This window comes from Pseudolysinimonas sp. (assembly GCF_057350545.1).
Genome location: NZ_JBMRCP010000006.1, coordinates 1 through 17,839, shown reverse-complemented (window position 1 = coordinate 17,839; position 17,839 = coordinate 1). Strand labels below are relative to the sequence as shown.

General features: G+C 69.8%; 14 protein-coding genes. 10 read left to right on the top strand and 4 right to left on the bottom strand.

Translation table 11 applies throughout. The annotated features are described in order from the left end of the window. The first annotated feature begins 9 nt into the window (after positions 1 to 9). From ACO1X9_RS00950 to rplL, 3 genes are all read left to right on the top strand, one after another. Positions 10 to 918 (top strand): hypothetical protein, encoded by a 909-nt coding sequence (locus ACO1X9_RS00950; protein WP_486348956.1) that lies wholly within the window; start codon positions 10 to 12, stop codon positions 916 to 918. 222 nt (positions 919 to 1,140) lie between these two features. Continuing rightward, positions 1,141 to 1,656 carry a 50S ribosomal protein L10 gene (gene rplJ, locus ACO1X9_RS00945; protein ID WP_486348955.1) on the top strand — a complete coding sequence of 172 codons (516 nt, stop codon included), beginning with the start codon at positions 1,141 to 1,143 and terminating at the stop codon, positions 1,654 to 1,656. A gap of 40 nt (positions 1,657 to 1,696) precedes the next feature. Then, the gene (gene rplL, locus ACO1X9_RS00940) at positions 1,697 to 2,092 is read left to right on the top strand and encodes a 50S ribosomal protein L7/L12 (protein WP_486348954.1); all 396 of its coding nucleotides are present in this window, start codon (positions 1,697 to 1,699) and stop codon (positions 2,090 to 2,092) included. A 184-nt stretch (positions 2,093 to 2,276) separates the two neighbouring features. On the opposite strand, the gene ACO1X9_RS00935 is transcribed toward rplL, so the two are convergent. Then, entirely contained in the window at positions 2,277 to 3,887 is a 1,611-nt protein-coding gene (locus ACO1X9_RS00935; RefSeq protein ID WP_486348953.1) for a LuxR C-terminal-related transcriptional regulator, read from the bottom strand. Between the two features lie 304 nt (positions 3,888 to 4,191). Here ACO1X9_RS00935 and ACO1X9_RS00930 point away from each other — a divergent pair, with 304 nt between their 5' ends. Both ACO1X9_RS00930 and ACO1X9_RS00925 read left to right on the top strand, forming a co-directional pair. Then, the gene (locus ACO1X9_RS00930) at positions 4,192 to 6,222 is read left to right on the top strand and encodes a hypothetical protein (protein WP_486348952.1); all 2,031 of its coding nucleotides are present in this window, start codon (positions 4,192 to 4,194) and stop codon (positions 6,220 to 6,222) included. 269 nt (positions 6,223 to 6,491) lie between these two features. Beyond that, the gene (locus ACO1X9_RS00925) at positions 6,492 to 8,357 is read left to right on the top strand and encodes an ABC transporter ATP-binding protein (protein ID WP_486348978.1); all 1,866 of its coding nucleotides are present in this window, start codon (positions 6,492 to 6,494) and stop codon (positions 8,355 to 8,357) included. Here the strand turns inward: ACO1X9_RS00925 and ACO1X9_RS00920 are convergent. Together ACO1X9_RS00920 and ACO1X9_RS00915 are read right to left on the bottom strand one after the other, a co-directional pair. After that, entirely contained in the window at positions 8,354 to 9,001 is a 648-nt protein-coding gene (locus tag ACO1X9_RS00920; RefSeq protein WP_486348951.1) for a DUF305 domain-containing protein, read from the bottom strand. The two genes, ACO1X9_RS00925 and ACO1X9_RS00920, sit on opposite strands and share 4 nt — an antisense overlap. Then, positions 8,998 to 9,672, bottom strand: a complete 675-nt coding sequence (locus tag ACO1X9_RS00915; protein WP_486348950.1) for a thioredoxin-like domain-containing protein — start codon at positions 9,670 to 9,672, stop codon at positions 8,998 to 9,000. The genes ACO1X9_RS00920 and ACO1X9_RS00915 overlap by 4 nt, the downstream gene beginning before the upstream one ends. Positions 9,673 to 9,795: 123 nt before the next feature. Between ACO1X9_RS00915 and ACO1X9_RS00910 the strand changes: the two genes are divergently transcribed. Then, on the top strand, positions 9,796 to 11,955 hold the full coding sequence (locus ACO1X9_RS00910) for an adenylate/guanylate cyclase domain-containing protein (protein WP_486348949.1): 2,160 nt from the start codon (positions 9,796 to 9,798) through the stop codon (positions 11,953 to 11,955). A gap of 3 nt (positions 11,956 to 11,958) precedes the next feature. Beyond that, entirely contained in the window at positions 11,959 to 13,419 is a 1,461-nt protein-coding gene (locus ACO1X9_RS00905; protein ID WP_486348948.1) for a mechanosensitive ion channel domain-containing protein, read from the top strand. 2 nt (positions 13,420 to 13,421) lie between these two features. Here the strand turns inward: ACO1X9_RS00905 and ACO1X9_RS00900 are convergent, their stop codons facing one another. Beyond that, the gene (locus ACO1X9_RS00900) at positions 13,422 to 14,435 is read right to left on the bottom strand and encodes a LacI family DNA-binding transcriptional regulator (protein ID WP_486348947.1); all 1,014 of its coding nucleotides are present in this window, start codon (positions 14,433 to 14,435) and stop codon (positions 13,422 to 13,424) included. A 134-nt stretch (positions 14,436 to 14,569) separates the two neighbouring features. On the opposite strand from ACO1X9_RS00900, the gene ACO1X9_RS00895 reads away from it, so the two are divergent. Genes ACO1X9_RS00895 through ACO1X9_RS00885 form a run of 3 tightly spaced genes read left to right on the top strand, consistent with a single transcriptional unit; the run spans position 14,570 to position 17,782 of the window. Beyond that, complete coding sequence (locus ACO1X9_RS00895) at positions 14,570 to 15,943, top strand: ABC transporter substrate-binding protein (RefSeq protein ID WP_486348946.1); 1,374 nt, start codon at positions 14,570 to 14,572, stop codon at positions 15,941 to 15,943. Positions 15,944 to 15,971: 28 nt separating this feature from the next. Further along, positions 15,972 to 16,898, top strand: a complete 927-nt coding sequence (locus ACO1X9_RS00890; protein WP_486348945.1) for a carbohydrate ABC transporter permease — start codon at positions 15,972 to 15,974, stop codon at positions 16,896 to 16,898. Between the two features lie 5 nt (positions 16,899 to 16,903). Beyond that, complete coding sequence (locus ACO1X9_RS00885) at positions 16,904 to 17,782, top strand: carbohydrate ABC transporter permease (RefSeq protein ID WP_486348944.1); 879 nt, start codon at positions 16,904 to 16,906, stop codon at positions 17,780 to 17,782. The last annotated feature ends 57 nt before the right edge of the window (positions 17,783 to 17,839 follow it).

Sequence of the window (17,839 nt, the reverse complement as noted above, 5' to 3'; positions counted from 1 at the left end):
GGCGCTCGGATGCCCCGACTCCGCAGCGCGCTCGTGGCGCCCGGCGCCGCCCTGCTCGCCCTCGCCGTCGCGCTCACCCCGACCGGCGCCGCGCTCGCGGCACCGGCGGAGGGCTCCGTACCCTCCGAGGTGCGCACCTACGTCGCCGACGGCTCGCTCGTGCAACAGCTCGACGACGTCTACGGCCCCGGTTCAGCCGGCGACGGGCTCGACTTCGATGACACCACGAAGCCGGGCGCGATCGAGCGCGTGCACGTCTGGAGCGACGCGCTGCGCGACGGGGAGGAGACCGACCGCTACGTCGAACTGCTCAACGAATGGGTCGTGCCGATCTCGATCGCCGAGGAGCCGGTCGGGCTCGCCACCATCTGGATCAACCCCACCTCGGTCGCGCCGGAGCTCGCCTCGTTCACCCGCGACGCCGACCTCGCGGCCGCGCTCGCCGAGGTGCCGGACGGCTCCTCCCTCGTGCACGACGCGCCCTCCGCCGCGTGGTTCGCGCTCGCCGAGGACGGCACGCTCACCCCGCTCGTCCCCGGATCGACCGGGTTGAGCACCCCGGTGCCGATCGACGACGTCGCGATCCTCCCGGCAGGCGGCGACGCCCCGCCGCCGACGGGCGACCCGAACACCGGCGTCGGGCTCGCGATCGCCGTGCTGCTGTTCCTCCTCGCGATCATCGTGGTCGCGCTCGTGGTGCCGACGGTGCGCGGAAAGAGGGCGGACGCCGCCGAGGCTGCCGCGACCGCCGAGAAGGGCGAGCAGACCGAGACGGTCGAGCAGACCGAGACGGTCGAGCAGGTCGAGGCGGTCGAGGATGCCGGAGAGGCGCCTGCGATCGAGGCGGCGCCGGCGAAGAAGCCGGCCAAGAAGCCGGTGAAGCCGCCGAAGAAGGCAGAGTCCGAGCCCGAGGGCTGAGCTCGGCTTGCCGGGACGGCCTCCGTCACGTATCCTTCTCGAGGCCGTAGACCGCCGGTTCCGCACGTTCGCGTGAGGACGAAATTCCGCAAGGAAGCCTGCGTAGGTGTGTGAAGTTCTCCCCTCATCGAGGGAAGTGGCTCCGTGCGCTTGCGCCGGAGCTTTTTTCGTGGGCGCGGGTTGCGACCCAACCGAGATTCACACACCACAGAACGGAACGCCATGGCGAACAAGGAAGCCACTGTCGCCGAGCTCGCGGAGAACTTCCGCAGCTCGAACGCGGTCGTGCTCACCGAGTACCGCGGGCTCACGGTCGCGCAGCTCAAGGATCTGCGCAGCAAGCTCCGTGACCACGCGAGCTATGCCGTGGTGAAGAACACGCTCACCAAGATCGCGGCGAACGAGGCTGGTATCAGCTCGTTCGACGACCAGCTCGCTGGTCCGTCCGCGCTCGCCTTCGTGCACGGCGACACCGTCGCCGTCGCGAAGACCTTGCGTGACTTCTCCAAGGCGAACCCTCTGCTCGTGGTCAAGGGGGGCTATTTCGATGGCGCCCCGCTGACCGCGTCGGAGGTGGGCAAGCTCGCCGACCTCGAGAGCCGGGAGGTGCTGCTGGCGAAGCTGGCCGGCGCCATGAAGGCCTCGCTGTTCGGAGCCGCCTACATGTTCAACGCGCCGCTCGCGAAGGCCGCTCGCGCGGTCGACGCGCTGCGCGCGAAGCAGGAGTCCGGCAGCTGACGCTGTCCGGATCGAGACCGAGAAATACAAGGAGTAAGAAATGGCCAAGCTCAGCACTGACGACCTCCTCGAGGCGTTCAAGGACCTGACGCTGATCGAGCTCTCGGAGTTCGTCAAGAAGTTCGAGGAGACCTTCGAGGTCACCGCCGCCGCCCCGGTCGCCGTCGCGGCCGCGGGCCCGGCCGCCGGTGGTGCCGGTGGCGAAGCCTCGGCCGAGGAGGAGAAGGACACGTTCGACGTCGTCCTCGAGTCCGCCGGTGCCGGCAAGATCGCCGTCATCAAGGAGGTCCGCACCCTCACCAGCCTCGGGCTGGGCGAGGCGAAGGCCGTCGTCGACGGCGCCCCGAGCACCGTGCTCGAGGGTGTCAACAAGGACGCGGCCGAGAAGGCGAAGGCTGCCCTCGAGGGCGCCGGCGCGACGGTCACCCTGAAGTAACTCTCTTCACGAGAAAGGCGCCGTCCCCTCGGGGGCGGCGCCTTTCTGTGTCGAACGGGTGGCGGGGCCTCCGGTAACCAGCCGAACGGCCCCGCCAATGTCGTACCGAGCACGCCGGGATCAGGGACGGCGCGTCGCATGCAACTCGAGAATCAAATCACTATGGGGTGAGGGACGAACCTGTCTACTCGGGTGATTCGCGGGTGACCTGATGTCCCAATCCGAGGGACCTCGCCGTGCGGATCGCATCCGCCCGGGTCGCGACGCCGAGCTTGCGGTAGAGCCGCCTCAGATGCGTCTTCACCGTGTTGGGCGAGATGAAGAGCGCCGCCGCGATCCCCGCGACGGTCGATCCCTTCTCGACCTCGGCCAGCACGAGCAGTTCCCGGTGACTGAGCGGTTCGATCGCGGTCTCGATGCCCTGCGTGGCCTCCACGATCCGACCGAGGATGCGCTCGACCTCGGCCCCGTGCGGACGCGTGAGAGCGCGCGCGCTCAGGCCGGCGAGCGTCCCGGGAGGGATCAACCGCAGCGGCGCGCGTGACCCGCTGCGCGCGATCGCGGCGAGTCCCCGATCGAAGAGCACGTCGGAAAGGTTGTACTCGCCGCTCTCGTACTCGATGGCCGCCCGCAGCATCCGCACCTCGACCAGGGTGCGGGGTGAGTGGTCGTCGCCGAGCGCGTCGCAGTCGCGCAGGGCGTCCCGGGCTCCGCCAAGGTCGCCGTGGCGGAAGCGCAGCAGCGCGACGATCCGCGCCGGGCACAGGGCGTGATGCTCGTGGGGGGAGACGTCGCGCAACACGCTCCAGGCCTCGTCGCCCTGGTCGAGCGCGACGAGGACCGTGCCCTTCAGCACCTCCTCTGCCGAGAGGGCGAGGCCCGGCGGCTCCCAGGACTGCAGGCCGTGTCGCGCGCGCGACAACTCGTCGAGCGCTTCGGCGAAGCGCCGCAGTGCCAGGCGGCGGTAGCCCGCGACGACGAAGGCGAACGGCTCCCACTCGGTGGTCGACGCCGCCCGCATCAACTCGGCCTCGAGGGCTTCGGCGCCGTCGAGGTCGTGGCGCTCGATGCTGACGAGGGCCGCGGCCGCGAGCGCGGGCGCCGCGTAGCCGGTCTGCCAGAGGGAGGTGTCACCCGCGAGTTCCCGCGCCTCGGCGTAGTGGGCTTCTGCCTGAGTCAGCCCGGTGTAGAGGTAGTCGGTGACGGCGAGTCCGCCGAGCGCTTCGAGGCGCTCCGCGCGCGTCAGATGGTCGGCGGGGAGCCCGCGCGCGAACTCCAGTCGTTCCCGCGCTGCTGTCAGCTCCCCCTCGAAGAGCGCCAGCATCCCCGATTCGAGGGCGGTGCGGGCCGCCAGTTCGACGCGCTGCGGGATGGAGACCCTGGGGCTCGTGGCACCGAGGGCCTCGGTGCGTGACAGAAGCTGCCGCGCGGCGTCGAGCTGGCCGAGGCCGCGGAGGGCCGCCGCGTGTGCCAGTCCGACCGTCACGCGGTCCGGGTCGGCCGAGTCGTCGCGACCGGTCAGCGCGACGTCGGCGGCGGAGAAGTAGGCGAGCGCGGCGCGACCCGGGGGCGAACCCGCCGATCGGTAGCTGGCGCCGATCGCGCTCGCGAGGACGGCGTCGTCGCGCCAGGCGTCATCCGACAGTCTCGCGACGAGCGCGCGGAACTCGATGCCGTGCTCGGCGGGGAGCCACCGCGCGGAGGCGCGGAGCACGGCGACGGCGGCCGACCCGTCGCCGAGGTCGAGCGCGGCTTCGGCCGTGCGCCGAACGTCGTCGAAGGAAGGATGGGGCACTGGTCTCCTGCGAGTGCTCCCTGCCGCGAAGAGGGGTAGTCGGCGCGGAGGGCGCGTGGTGGTGCTGGTGGATCGGAGGTGTGCCGCCGGGAATGGGCTCCCAGTGCCTGAGCCTGGCGGGTGGACCTGAGTCGAGTAAACATTAGTTGCGGCGGTTCGGGCTGTCCACCATAATGAGGACCGAGCCCGACCGTCCCCCGTTCGGGTGCCCCCCGTATCCCCCCTGCCGCGTCCCCCACGTCTCTCTCGAGCCCCGCAATCGAGAGCGCCGTTCGCGGCGGCATAATCCGATCGAGAGACCCGCATGTCCTCCGTCCCCCTGCGAACGCGCTCGCCGTTCTTCTCCTTCGATGTCGAGACGGGCTCTCGGCGTCCTCGTTGGGCGGCGTTCGTCGCCGGCCTGATCGTGATGCTCCTCGTGTCGGCGGGCATCGTCGCCGGTGTGAGCGCCGCGAACGCGCACACGCCGACCGTGAACGCGAACTGCTACGAGCTCTCGGTCGACCTCAAGAGCTACAACGGCACGAACCACGTCTACGTCGTGATCAACGGCGAGGTGAAGGCCGACAAGGACTTCGGCAATAGCCTCACCGAGAAGTTCACCTTCGCCGACCCGACGAAGGTGAACACCTGGACGGTCATCGTCACCGCCCACGACGACCGCGACTTCAACAAGGGCTGGAGCGTCAAGAGGGAGAACCAGACGACGACCCCGTGCGCGGCGCCCGATCTCACGCTCGACGCGACCGTCTGCAACACGGTGGGCGGCACGACCACGGTGACGGCGACGATCTCGAAGCTCGTCGACGGTCAGACCTACACCGGCAAGCTCTTCAAGAACGACGTCGAGCTCCTCGACACCTTCGTCGCGACCACCGCCGGCAAGAGCTGGCCGAACCTCGCGGCGGGTGCCAAGTACACGCTCACCGTGACGAGCGATCAGCAGCCCGGGTTGACGAAGAGCATCAGCACCGTCGTCGTCGGGTGCCCGCAGAACTCGCAGCTGCAGGTGACCGCGAACCAGTGCACGGCGACCGACACGAGCAACGCCTCGGTCTCGGTGACGGCGTCGTCGCTCGTCCCCGGCCGCAGCTACGTCGCCCGCGTCCACAAGGACGGTGCGGCCTACGGCGGCCTCGAGTTCGCGTTCGTCGCCGGTGCCGGTGAGACGTCGAAGAACTTCTCGATCAACGGCATCCCCGAGAACCTGACCGGGCTCACCGTCGTCCTCACCGACGTCGCCGCGGCCACGCTCGTCACGAGCACGGGCTTCTCGACGAACCCCTGCCCGGACATCCCGGCGAAGCCCGAGGTGACCGTTCAGCAGTGCACCGTCGTGGGCGGCGACCTCGAGCTCACGGTGACGCCGACCGGGCTCGTGCCGACGCGCACGTACCTCGTGCTCATCAACGACGTGCAGGTGGATGAGTTCACCGCGGCCACGTCGAACGAGGCGGCTCGCACCTACCCGCTCCCGACGGCCGGCACCTACACGGTGAAGATCGTCGACAAGCTCGTGACGACGGTCTTCGCGGCGGCCGACCCGGTCGACGTGCACGACTGCCCGACCCAGCCGCTCGTCGGTGTGAAGGCCACCCAGTGCGACGTGCCCGGTGGCACCGGTTCGCTCACGGCGACGTTCAGCGACCTCGGTGTCGGTCGTGACTACGTCGTGACGATCACGGAGGGTGCCGGTAGTTCGGTGCCCGGCTACACGACGCCGCTCACGGTGACGTCGGCGTCGGCTCCGCAGGTCTACTCGGGGCTCGAGGTCGGCAAGTCGTACACGGTGACGATCGCCGACGCGGCGCTGCCGGGCATCAAGGATGCGGCGTCCGAGACGCTCGTCGCCTGCCCGCTCACGCCCGGCATCGTGCTCGACCTCCAGTGCCTCCTGATCGAGGGTGAGTCGCTCATCGAGGCGACGATCGACGACCTCGACCCGGGCGCGCAGTACCAGGTCGACGTCATCGCGTCGACGCCTCCGCCCGCGCCGGGCAACGTCGCGCCGCTCGCCGTCGCGGTGATCTCGTCGCAGACCATCACCGGTGCCGCGACCCCGACGGTGCTCGAGTTCCAGGTGCCGAACAACGTGACCTACACGATCACGGTGACGCACCTCCTCAACCCGGCGATCACGGCGTCGGCGGAGATCTTCGCCGCCATCTGCGACCTGCCGACCTTCCCGCTGCCGGAGCTGCCGACCCTCGCCCTCACCGGCGCGGGTGACACGACGATGCCGATGCTCGGCGCACTCGGTCTCGTGCAGTTCGGTGTGGCGCTGCTCGCGCTCGCCGCGATGCTGCAGTTCGCGCCGCGCCGACGGGTCGCCTGACCCGCACAGCACACGGAACGCCCCGGTCGCCGCGCGGCCGGGGCGTTCCGCATCCCGGGCCTCGGGTTTTGTCGACTTAGTTGCACATTGCTCCGTCTTCCGGCGACATTCTGCAACCGGGGATCGGTGACGCGGCACTCAGTTGCAGAGTGCTGCGGGAGGACGGAGCAATGTGCAATTAACCGCGCAAAAGTCTCGACGGCCCCACCCCGCACGCCGCGGCGCCTCGGCCGGCGGGCGACCCCGCGGCGTAGGCTTCGAGCGTGAGCATGGGCGGCGGGGGGATGGCACCCGGCGGCCGCCGCGTCGGGGCTCGGGATGCCGACCTGCAGAAGGCGCTCAACGCCGAGGCGCCGCGCATCCCGGATCTCATCGCACGGATCGGCCGGCTGTTCCGTCCCTATCGCGGCGCGCTCATCGGCACGATCACCCTCGTGCTCTTCAGCGCGGCCCTCGGGGTGCTGCCGCCGCTGCTCACCCAGCAGGCCTTCGACCGCGGGCTCTTCCCGCCCGAGGGGCGCCCCGACGTGCCGGTGCTGCTCGAGCTCGTCGGACTCATGATGCTCGCCTGGTTCGCCTCGGCGGGACTCGGCGTCGCGCAGACACTGCTCACCGCACGCATCGGCAACAGCGTGATGGGTGCGCTCCGGGTGCGGCTGTTCTCGCACCTCCAATCGATGGAGCTCGGCTTCTTCACCCGCACGAAGACGGGCATCATCCAGTCGCGCCTGCAGAACGACGTCGGCGGCGTCGCGGGCGTGCTGAGCAACACCGTGCAGAGCGTCGTCGGCAACACCGTCACGGTGATCGCGGCGCTCGTCGCGATGCTCCTGCTGTCGTGGCAGATGACACTCGTCGCCGTCGTGCTGTTCCCCATCCTCGTCGTCGCGCAACGTCACGTCGGGCAGGTGCGCGCCCGCATCGCGACGAAGACGCAGGAGTCGCTCTCCGACATGACGGCGATCACGCAGGAGACGCTGAGCGTGTCGGGCGTGCTGCTCGCGAAGGCGTTCAACCGTCAGCAGACCGAGGTCGGCCGCTACGCCGACGAGAACCAGCGCCAGATCAAGCTGCAGGTGCAGCAGGCGATGGCGGGGCAGTGGTTCTTCGCGATCGTGAGCGTCATCCTCTCGACCATCCCGGCGGTCATCTACCTCGTCGCCGCCTGGCTGCTGTACCAGGATGTCCCGGTCACCGCCGGCACGGTCGTCGCGTTCACGACGGTGCAGGCGCGGCTCATGTGGCCCCTCATGGGGCTGCTGCGGGTCGCCCTCGACCTGCAGACCTCGCAGGCGCTCTTCGCGCGCATCTTCGAGTACCTCGACCTCGTCCCCAGCATCCAGGATCGTCCCGACGCGAAGCCGGTCGACCCGGACCGCCTCGGCGAGGTGGCGTTCGACGAGGTGCGATTCCGCTACCCCGACCAGGCCGACGACGCGCCGACCACCCTCTCCGGGGTGAGCTTCTCGCTCGCGCCGGGTACCTACGCCGCCTTCGTCGGCCCCTCGGGCGCCGGCAAGACGACGATCTCCTACCTCGTCCCGCGGCTGCACGAGGTCACCTCGGGGCGTGTGCTGTTCGCGGGCGAGGACGTGCGCGACCTCGACCGCAGCTCGCTCGTCGATGCGATCGGCATCGTGAGCCAGGAGACCTACCTCTTCCACGCGACGATCGCCGAGAACCTGCGCTACGCGAAGCCGGATGCCACCGACGCCGAGCTCGAGACGGCGGCTCGGTCGGCCAACATCCACGACACCATCGCGTCGTTCCCGGACGGCTACGACACGATCGTCGGCGAGCGCGGCTACCGCCTGTCGGGCGGCGAGAAGCAGCGCGTCGCGATCGCACGCGTGCTGCTCAAGGATCCGGCGGTGCTCATCCTCGATGAGGCGACGAGCTCGCTCGACACGGTGTCGGAACGCGTCGTCCAGGGCGCCCTCGACGACGCGTCGCGGGGCCGCACGACGCTGGCGATCGCGCACCGACTCTCGACGGTGGTGAACGCCGACGTCATCTTCGTCGTGGAGGCGGGTCGCATCGTCGAGCAGGGAGCGCACGCCGAGCTCCTCGCGGCCGGCGGACTCTACGCGCGACTCTTCGCCGAGCAGCTCGCGGCCGCGACCGTCGAGAGCTAGGGAACTGCGGGCAGCTTCGCGAGCAGGTCGCGCATGAGGTCGATCTCGGCGAGCTGCGCCGTCTCGATCCCCGTCGCGAGGGTGACGACCTGCGGCACGTCGGTGCGGGCGAGCACCGCCTCCGCCATCTCGACGCCGCCCTCGTGGTGGGTGATCATGAGCTCGAGGAAGAGTCGCACGGCGTCGTCGCCGGTCGCGTCCCGCAGCGCGTCGAGCTGCGAGGCCGACACGAGCCCCGGCATCCCGGTGTCGCCGGAGGGCATCTCGTGCCCGCCGCCCGACGAGCCGTCGATCACGGGCAGCAGCGTCCAGGTCATCGGCGGCTGCGATGAACGCTGGGGGAGGTTCCAGGCGTCGAGCAGCCCGTACATCGCTCCGGACTGGGAGGCCTGGGTCACCGCGATGTCGTACGCGACCGTGCGCACGACATCGTCGTCGGTGCGCTCACGGACGAGGAGCGCCATCTCGACGGCCTGGGCGTGATGCACCTGCATGTCGCGCAGGAAGCCGGCGGCTGCGCTCTCCGTCGTCGGAACCGACCCGGAGGCTCCCGAAGTGAGCCGCCCGGCGACGAAGCCGCCCGTCAGCAGCAGCGCCGCCGCGAGCACGAGGCCCGCGACGGTGCGTCCGCGCGGACGGCTCACGAGACCCGGCCGGGACCCTCGATCGCGCCGCTGCACGGGGCGTTCGGCTCGGGCGAACTCGGCGAGCGCCAGAACTCGTCGAGGAAGGCCTCGACCGCGGGGTCGTCGACGTCGGTGAAGCGCAGCTGCGCACCCCAGGCCGAGATCGCCATCGGCTCGCCGATGCCCGGGTAGGGGGAGATGACGGTGTACGTGTCGGGCGCGAGCGCGACGAGGGCGTCCACCTCCTCGTCGGTCGTGAACGCGGGGTCGTAGGTGATCCAGACGGCCCCGTGCTCGAGCGCGTGCACCGCGTACTCGTCGACCTGCTCCTCGGCGTAGACGCCGCAGTTGAGCCAGCCCGGGTTGTGCGGGCCACCCGCGGGCGGCGTCTGCTCGTAGGTGACGCGGCTCTCGGTGTGGGTGCCGTCGAGCCCCTCGAACGTCTCGAGACGGTCGGCGTAGTCGCCGCTCAGTCGCTCCGTCGGAACCGGGGCCGGGGGCGCGAGGTTCGTGAGGATGACGGCGGTCACGATGCCCGCGACGGCGAGCAGCCCGACCACCGAGCCGCCGATCGCGAGGATGCGGTTGCGCGTCTGGGCCGCCTGCATCTTCCGGCGGGCTTCCGCGGCGGCGAGGCGCGCGGCCTCCCGCTGCTGCTCGCGGGTCTGCTTGTTCGGGGGCGTGGCCATGCGCGCTCCTGGGGTTTTGGTGGACGTGTCCTCATATCATCCCCGGATCTCGCCGGGGATGCGCTGAACGTACCAGCCGCTAAAGTGAGTCAACTCTTTCGAAGGCTGTCAGGAGGCCCCGCGGTGACGGTCGACGACGCTCCGGGCGATCACCTCGCTCTGCGCGCGCGCAAACGTCACTCGCTGAGCATCAAGTCGCTGCTGCTGCTCATGCTGCTGCTCGTGAGCGTCGGGTCGAACGTCGTCGTCGGCGTCATCGGCTACATCAACGGCACCGAGTCGCTCACGACGGCCGCGAACGACCGTCTCATCGAGGTGCGCGACTCCCGGGCCCGCGAGATCGTCTCCCTCTTCGACACGATCGAAGCTTCCCTGCTCCTGGCCAGTCGCGACAGCGCGGTCGTGAATGCCGAGATGGCGCTCTCGACCGCGTTCGCCGAGCTCGACGACGACGAGGGCGTGCTGACTCCCGAGCAGGACGCCGAGCTCGTGGCCTATTTCACCGACGACTTCGGGCCGAGGCTCAACGAGGCCTCCGGCCAGGAGTCGGACGCCTCGAGCTTCATCCCGTCGTCGAACGCCGCGCGGTACCTCCTGTATCACTACACAGTGAAGGGCGGCGACGACGCGTCCGCGGTCGACGACGCCGGCGACGGGTCGGCCTGGTCGGCCGCGCACGCCGAGTACCACGACTACCTGCGGCGGCTCGCGCGGCTCAACGACTACCCGGGCCTCGTGCTCATCTCGGTCTCCGGACAGGTCATCTACTCGGTCAACAAGGACGTCGATCTCGGAGCCGACCTCGTCGACGGACCGTATAGCTTCACCAACCTCGCCCTCGCCTACCAGCAGGCGATGTCGGGCAACCGGCTCGACTCGGTGACCTTCGGCGACTTCGAGGGCTACGCGCCCGCGTTCGATGCGCCGACCGGCTGGGCGGTCGCCCCCCTCGCGAGCGAGGATGCCATCGTCGGCGCGATCGCCGTGCGGCTGCCGATCGATCGGATCGACACCGTCATGACGGGCGGTCGCAACTGGGAGGACAGCGGGCTCGGCCGCTCGGGCGAGGCCTACCTCGTCGGCACCGATCGCACGATGCGCTCCGTGTCACGCGACCTGGTCGAAGACCCCGAGGGGTATCTGGCGGCCGCGACCGCCGCGGGCCTCCCGCCGGAGCGAGCCGCGCAGGCCGTCGCGAGCGGACAGACCCTCCTGCTCCAGACCGTGACGACGAAGGCCGTCGACCTGGCTTTCGAGGGCCGCTCGGGCATCGTCACGAGCGCGAACTACGTCGGAGCCCGGTCGATCGCCGCCTACGCCCCGATCTCTCCCGACGGCGTCATCCGCTGGGCGATCATCGCCGAGATCGATGCGGGCGAGGCGCTCGCCCCGGTCGACGAGTTCACGCGCAACCTCGCGATCTCGTCGGCGGTCATCGTCGGTGTCGTCTCCCTGATCTCGGTGATCATCGCGGGCCTCGCGGTGCGCCCGCTCCGCCGACTCCGGGATGCCGCCCGCCGTATCGCCGCGGGTGAGACGGGTGTGCAGGTGGAGGCCGGCGAGAGCGACGAGCTCGCCGACGTCGCGACGGCGTTCAACGAGATGAGCCGCAGCCTCGAGCTCAAGAACGCCCTGCTCGAGGAGCAGCGGCTCGAGAACGAACGGCTGCTGCGCACCCTCATGCCCGAGACCGTCGCGAAGCGCTACCGCGAGGGGGCGCGCACGATCGTCGAAGACCACCAGGAGGTGACCGTGCTCTTCGCCGACGTCGTCGGCTTCGAGGAGTACGGGCGCGGCGTCGACTCCGAGAAGTCCCTCGACCTGCTCAACGAGATCTTCCGCGCCTTCGACGACGCGGCCGAGGAGCACGGCGTCGAGCGGGTGCGCAGCACGCGGGCCGGCTACCTCGCGAGTTGCGGCCTCACCGTCCCGCGCCTCGACAACGCGCGACGTGCCGTGCAGTTCTCGCTCGACATCTCGCGCATCGTCGAGCGCTTCGGCGCGCAGCAGGGCGCCGACCTGCACATCCGTGTCGGCATCGACACCGGCACCGTCACGAGCGGCCTCGTCGGCCGCTCGTCGATGGTCTACGACCTGTGGGGCGACGCCGTGAGCCTCGCCTTCCGGCTCCAGGGCGGCGCGACCGAGTCGGGCGTGTTCGTGACCCAGCGCGTCGTCGACAAGATCCCCGACGCGTTGCCGTACGGCGATGCGGGCGTCGTCGAGACGAGCACGGGCTGGCAGCGGGTCTGGCGCGTCGACCCGGCCGCGGTCGAGCTCTAGCCCATGGACGACGTCTTCGCGAGCATCGGCGACATCGTCGCGGAACCGTGGTTCTGGCCGGCGACATCCGTGATCGTCGGCCTCCCGATCGTGTTGCTCGTGCTCGGCGAGGTGCACACCGGGATGGTGCGCCGCGGCACGCCGGGGGCGCACATCGTGTTGCTCGTGCGCAACGTGCTCGCGCCGCTCGCGGCGATCATCATCCTCTTCACGCAGATCCCGACCGAGGCGGGCAACGCGGAGTTCACCTGGCCGAAGGTCGCCGCGACGGCGTTCGGCTTCGTGCTCATCCTCGTGCTGCTCAACGGGCTCAACCTGGCGATCTTCGTCACGGCCAAGCAGGGCACGTGGCGCAACCGCATCCCGTCGATCTTCGTCGACATCGCGCGCGTGCTGCTCATCGTCATCTGCCTCGCGGTGCTGTTCGGCTGGATCTGGAACGCGGATGTCGGCGGCTTCTTCACCGCTCTCGGTATCGGGTCGATCGTCATCGGTCTGGCGCTGCAGAACGCCGTCGGGGCGGTGCTCTCCGGGCTCCTCCTGCTATTCGAGCAGCCGTTCCAGATCGGCGACTTCATCGAGACGCCCGACGGCAGGGGCCGCGTCGTCGCCGTCAACTGGCGGGCGACGCACCTCGACACGCTCAACGGCATCCTCGTCATCCCCAACTCGACGCTCGCCGGATCGTCGTTCCGCAACCTCACACGGGCGACCTCGCCGTACTGCGCGTCGACGACCGTGCGGTTCGCGACGGACGATCCGCCCCAGGCCGTCATCGACTGCATCGTCGCGGTCGCGAACGGACTTCCCGAACGGCACCCGGACGAGGAGGCCTCGGCGATCCCGGTCCGCAAGACCTGGTACGAGGTGAGCATCCCGCTCACCAGTCCCGCGAAGTCGTACGGCACGCTCGGGCTCTTCCGCACGAGGCTCTGGTACGCCGCTCGGCGGGTGGGGCTGCACCTCGATCGCGACCTCACCGACAACTACGCGACGCCGGCACGGACGCGTGAGAACCTCATCCGGCTGGCGCCACGGTTCTACCTGAGCGCCGACGAGGCCGTCGCCCTCGCCGATCAGGGCGCGTGTCTTCAGCGCTACGGCGAAGGCGAGACCGTGCAGCCCGGCGGCTCGGTACCCGACGCCGTGCGCGTGATCATCAGCGGAACCGTCGAGTTGTACGTGAACGCCTCGAAGGGGGCCCGGCTGCCCGTCGCGACGCTCGGGCGCGACGACGTGCTCGGTGTCACGGCACTGACCCGACAGATCGCCGGTGCCGAGGTCGTCGCCGTCACCGATGTCGCGGTGCTGTACGTGCCGCTCACCGTCATCGACGATCTCGTGCGCTCACGGCCCGAGCTCGCGCGCGACATGGGGCAGGCGATCGACACTCGGCACCGGCTCGTCTCCCGCGCGCTCTCCGACGCCGGCGAGCCTCCGCCCGTCATGCTCCCGGTCGCCTGACGTCAGCCGGCGGAGGTGCTCTCCCGCACGACGAGACGGTGCGGCGCGATCCGCTCCTCCGCGGGGATTCCCGGGTCGTCGATGCGGGCGACGACCCGTTCGACGGCGTGATGCGCGATGAAGGGCGTGTCGAGCGACACGGTGCTGAGGCTCGGCCGGGAGTAGTGGCCCTCCTCGACGTCGTCGATCCCGATGACGGCGACGTCACCCGGTACCGTGCGGCCGGCGTCGAAGACCGCGCGCACGGCGCCGATCGCGAGCAGGTCGGAGTAGCAGAAGATCGCGTCGACGTCGGGGTGCTCGTCGAGCAGCTCGCGGGCCGCCCGGTAGCCCTCCGCGCGTCGGTAGTGCGCGGCGGCACGGGCGAGCGCGGGGTCGGGGGCGAGGCCGGCATCCCGCAGCGCCGCCTCGTAGCCCGCCGTGCGCTGCCGCGGGGTCGCGTAGGCCTCGAGCGGCTGCGCGCCGATCGCGGCGATGCGGCGGCGACCGAGGGAGACGAGGTGCGTCGTGGCGTCGTGCGCGGCGCGGAAGTTGTCGATCGCGACGTGGTCGAACCGTCCGTCGAAGTCGTGCTCGCCGAGCAGCACGAGCGGCATTGACGTCTTCACGTTCATCTCGAGCAGTTCGCTCTCGGTGACCAGGGGGCTGAACAGCACGCCGTCGAAGAGCATCGTGCGGTCGGCGCCGGTGAGCAGCGCGCGTTCGCGTTCGTGGTCGTGGCCGGTCTGGTGGATGAGCACGCGGTAGCCGAAGGCGTCGGCGGCGTTGATGACGTCGCGGGCGAGTTCGCTGAAGTAGGGGACGTCGATCTCGGGCACCACGAGAGCGAGCACCCCGGTGCGGCCGGTGCGGAGCGTGCGGGCGACCGGGTTGGGGCGGTAGTCGAGTTCGTCGATGGCGGCGAGCACTTTGGCGCGCATCCGGTCGCTCACGTGCTCGTAGCCGCTCACGACGTTGGAGACGGTACGGATGGAGACCTGCGCCCTCTCGGCAACGTCGCGCAGCGTGGCGGGCATCCGGGCTCCTTCCCTGGCGGCATCAGCCTAGCGCTTGCAACGTGTGCAAACCGTGCTACCGTTTGCGTACGTTGGCAAACGCAGTTGAGGCACCGCGCCGTTCCCCCGCGCGGTCTCGATCACGAAGGAGTGTCATGCAACTGTTCAGGTCATCCCGTCCGTCCCCGGTCCGGCGCCGACTCGCCGCCGCGGGCGCACTGACCGCCGCCACGCTCGTCCTCACGGCCTGCGGCCCGACGATCGGCGGTGGCGAGGAGCCCGACGCCGACCGTCTCCAGGCACCCACCGAGGCGTCTCCGTCGGGCGAGATCACCATCTGGGATCGCGAAGGCGACCTCTTCGAGGTGTTCGACGCGGCGATCGCGGCGTTCAACGAGAAGTACCCCGACATCGTCGTGAACCACGAAGCCGTCGACATCGGTGGCAAGCTCCAGAACACCCTCATCACGGGCACCGATGTGCCGGACGGCGTCTTCCTCGACGACTCGCTCGTCGCGGGCTTCGCCGACCACCTGTGGGACCTGAGCGACGTGCTCGCGCCCTACGTCGACGACATCGCGCCGCAGAAGGTCGACGTCAACACGCTCGACGGCGGCATCTACGGGGTGCCGTTCGACCTCGACCCGGGTCTGCTCTTCTACAACGCCGCGGCGCTCGAGGCCGCCGGTGTCGACGCCGAGGCGATCGAGACGTACGACGACCTGCTCGACGCGGCGCGCGCCTACCAGGCGGCCGTGCCCGGCTCCGCGCCGATCCACCTCGAGCAGAGCCCGTTCCTCGGACAGCTGCAGCTCGAGATGTACGCGAGCCAGCTCGGCACGAGCATCGCCGACGAGAACGGCGAGCTGCGGATCGACTCCCCCGAGTACGAGCAGATCCTCGGCTTCCTCGACACCGTGTCGCAGGAGGGGCTCGGCACACGCGCGGAGTACCTGGGCCCGACCGACATCGCGACCCTCGAGTCCGGCCAGCAGGTCTTCTACCCGTGGGCCATCTGGTTCGACTTCGCGACCGAGCAGCTGCTGCCCGAGACGCACGGCGACTGGCGCGCCATGCCGCTCCCGGCGTGGGAGACCGGTGGGCCGCGCAGCGGTGCGATGGGCGGAGCGTCGTTCATCCTGCCGAAGGAGGGCGAGAACTCCGAACTCGCCTGGCTCTTCTACGAGTTCCTCATGTTCGACGAGGCCGGGTACACGGCGGTCTACGGGCCGAACGACGTCTACCCCGGCGGACTCAACACGTCGATCCCGTCGTACCTGCCGGCGGCCGACCCCGACAACGCGCTGTTCGAGCCGCTGTCGTCGCTCGGCGGGCAGGACCTCTGGGCCGTCGCGACCGAGGCGGGCGCCCAGATCCCGGGCAGCGTGCCGACACCCTCCTGGTGGGGCGGAGCCGTCGACTATCTCGGCAACAACCTCCAGCGGATGCTCGACGGCGACCTGACGCCGCGCGAGGTCATCGACCTCTCGACCGCCGACATCCAGACCAACCTGGTCGACCGGCAGTAACGCCGCACCCGCGAAGAAGGAACTTCCGATGACCGCCACGACCGCGCCTGAGACGGTGCGTCCGGCCGCCCGGCCGCGACGGGGAGCCTCGCGCTTCCCGCTGCGCCGCCGGCTCGCGCCGTACGTGTTCGTCCTGCCGTTCGTGGCGGTCTTCGGTGCCTTCAGCGTCTACCCGATGCTGTTCACGCTCCGCCTGTCGTTCACGAACTGGCGGGGCGCGGGCAGCGCGGAGTGGGTCGGGCTCGACAACTACACCTACCTGCTCGGTAACCCCGGCTTCTGGTCGTCGATGGCGAACTCGGGGGTGCTCTGGCTGCTCATCGTGCCCGTGCAGATCGCGGTCGCGCTCGTCATCGCGGTGTTGCTCGACAACGCGAAGACCCGTCTGCGTGGCTTCTACCGCACCGCCTTCATCGTGCCGTTCGTCACTCCGCTCGTCGCGATCGCCCAGATCTGGGTCGTGCTGTTCGACCAGAACTACGGCGCGATCAACGGCGCTCTGAACCTCGTCGGGCTGCCGGATGTCGGCTGGCTCACGACGAGCGAGTGGGCGAAGCCGACCCTCGCGCTGCTCTTCCTCTGGAAGACCACCGGTTTCATCGTGATCATCCTGCTCTCCGGACTCCAGGCGATCGACGGCAGCGTCTACGAAGCCGCCGCGCTCGACGGGGCCTCGCGTCTGCGTCAGCTGTGGAGCGTCACCGTTCCGCTCATCCGCCGCACCATGATGTTCGCCGTCGTGCTGCAGACCCTCGCGGTGTTCCAGATGTTCGCCGAGCCTTACGTCGTCACCCAGGGCGGGCCCTACAACTCGACGACGACCGCGGGCTACTACCTCTACAACCACATCACGCGCGGCGACCTCGGTACCGGGGCGGCCAACTCGTTCCTGCTCGTGATCTTCGTGATGGTGCTCTCGCTCGCCTTCGTGCGACTGCTGCGGGCGAAGGACTGATCCCGATGACGAACCGCACCCCGACTCCCGCCCGCGCGCGGCGACAGCTGCCCGCCGTCGGCTCGCAGCTGTTCCTCCTGCTGCTGACCCTCGGCTTCCTCGCGCCGGTCGCGTGGGCGATCCTCTCGGCGTTCAAGCCGGCGATCGAGATCATCCGCGACCCGCTCGGGTTCGACCCGACGACGTTCACGCTCGACAACTTCACCGAGATGTTCTCCGACGTGCCGATCGGGCTCGGCTTCCTCAACACGGGCATCGTGTTGGTGATCAAGGGGGCGATCACGCTCTTCTTCGCCCCGCTCGCCGCCTACGCCTTCGCGAAGTACGACTTCCCGGGCAAGAACCTGCTCTTCGGCGCCGTGCTCGTGACGCTCATGCTGCCCACGATCGTGCTCATCATCCCCCTGCTGCTGGAGATGAAGGAGCTCGGTTGGGTGAACACCTACCAGGCGCTCATCCTCCCCGGATCCGTCGACGCGTTCGCGATCTTCTGGATGCGGCAGGTCATCGCCGCGGTTCCCGACGAGCTGCTCGATGCGGCGCGGGTCGACGGCTGCGGCGAGTTCGGCATCTTCTGGCGCATCGTCGTGCCGGTCATCCGCCCCGGTCTCGCCGGCCTCGCGGTGCTCACGGTCATGAACATCTACAACGACTTCGTCTGGCCCGTCGTGGTCGCGAGCTCCGAACGGATGGCGACCCTCCAGGTGATGCTCTCGACACTCGCGGCGACGATCTCGGGCAACAAGATCGCCGCCGACTACGCGACCCTCACAGGGGAGCTGCCCGCCGCCGCGTCGGTCGCCCTCATCCCGCCCCTCGTCATCTTCATCGCGTTCCAGCGGCACTTCATCAACGGCATCCTCGCCGGAAGCGTCAAGGGCTGAACGTGCTGCATCTCGATCCGAAAGGCACCGCCATGTCCGTCGCTCCGTCTGCCGTTC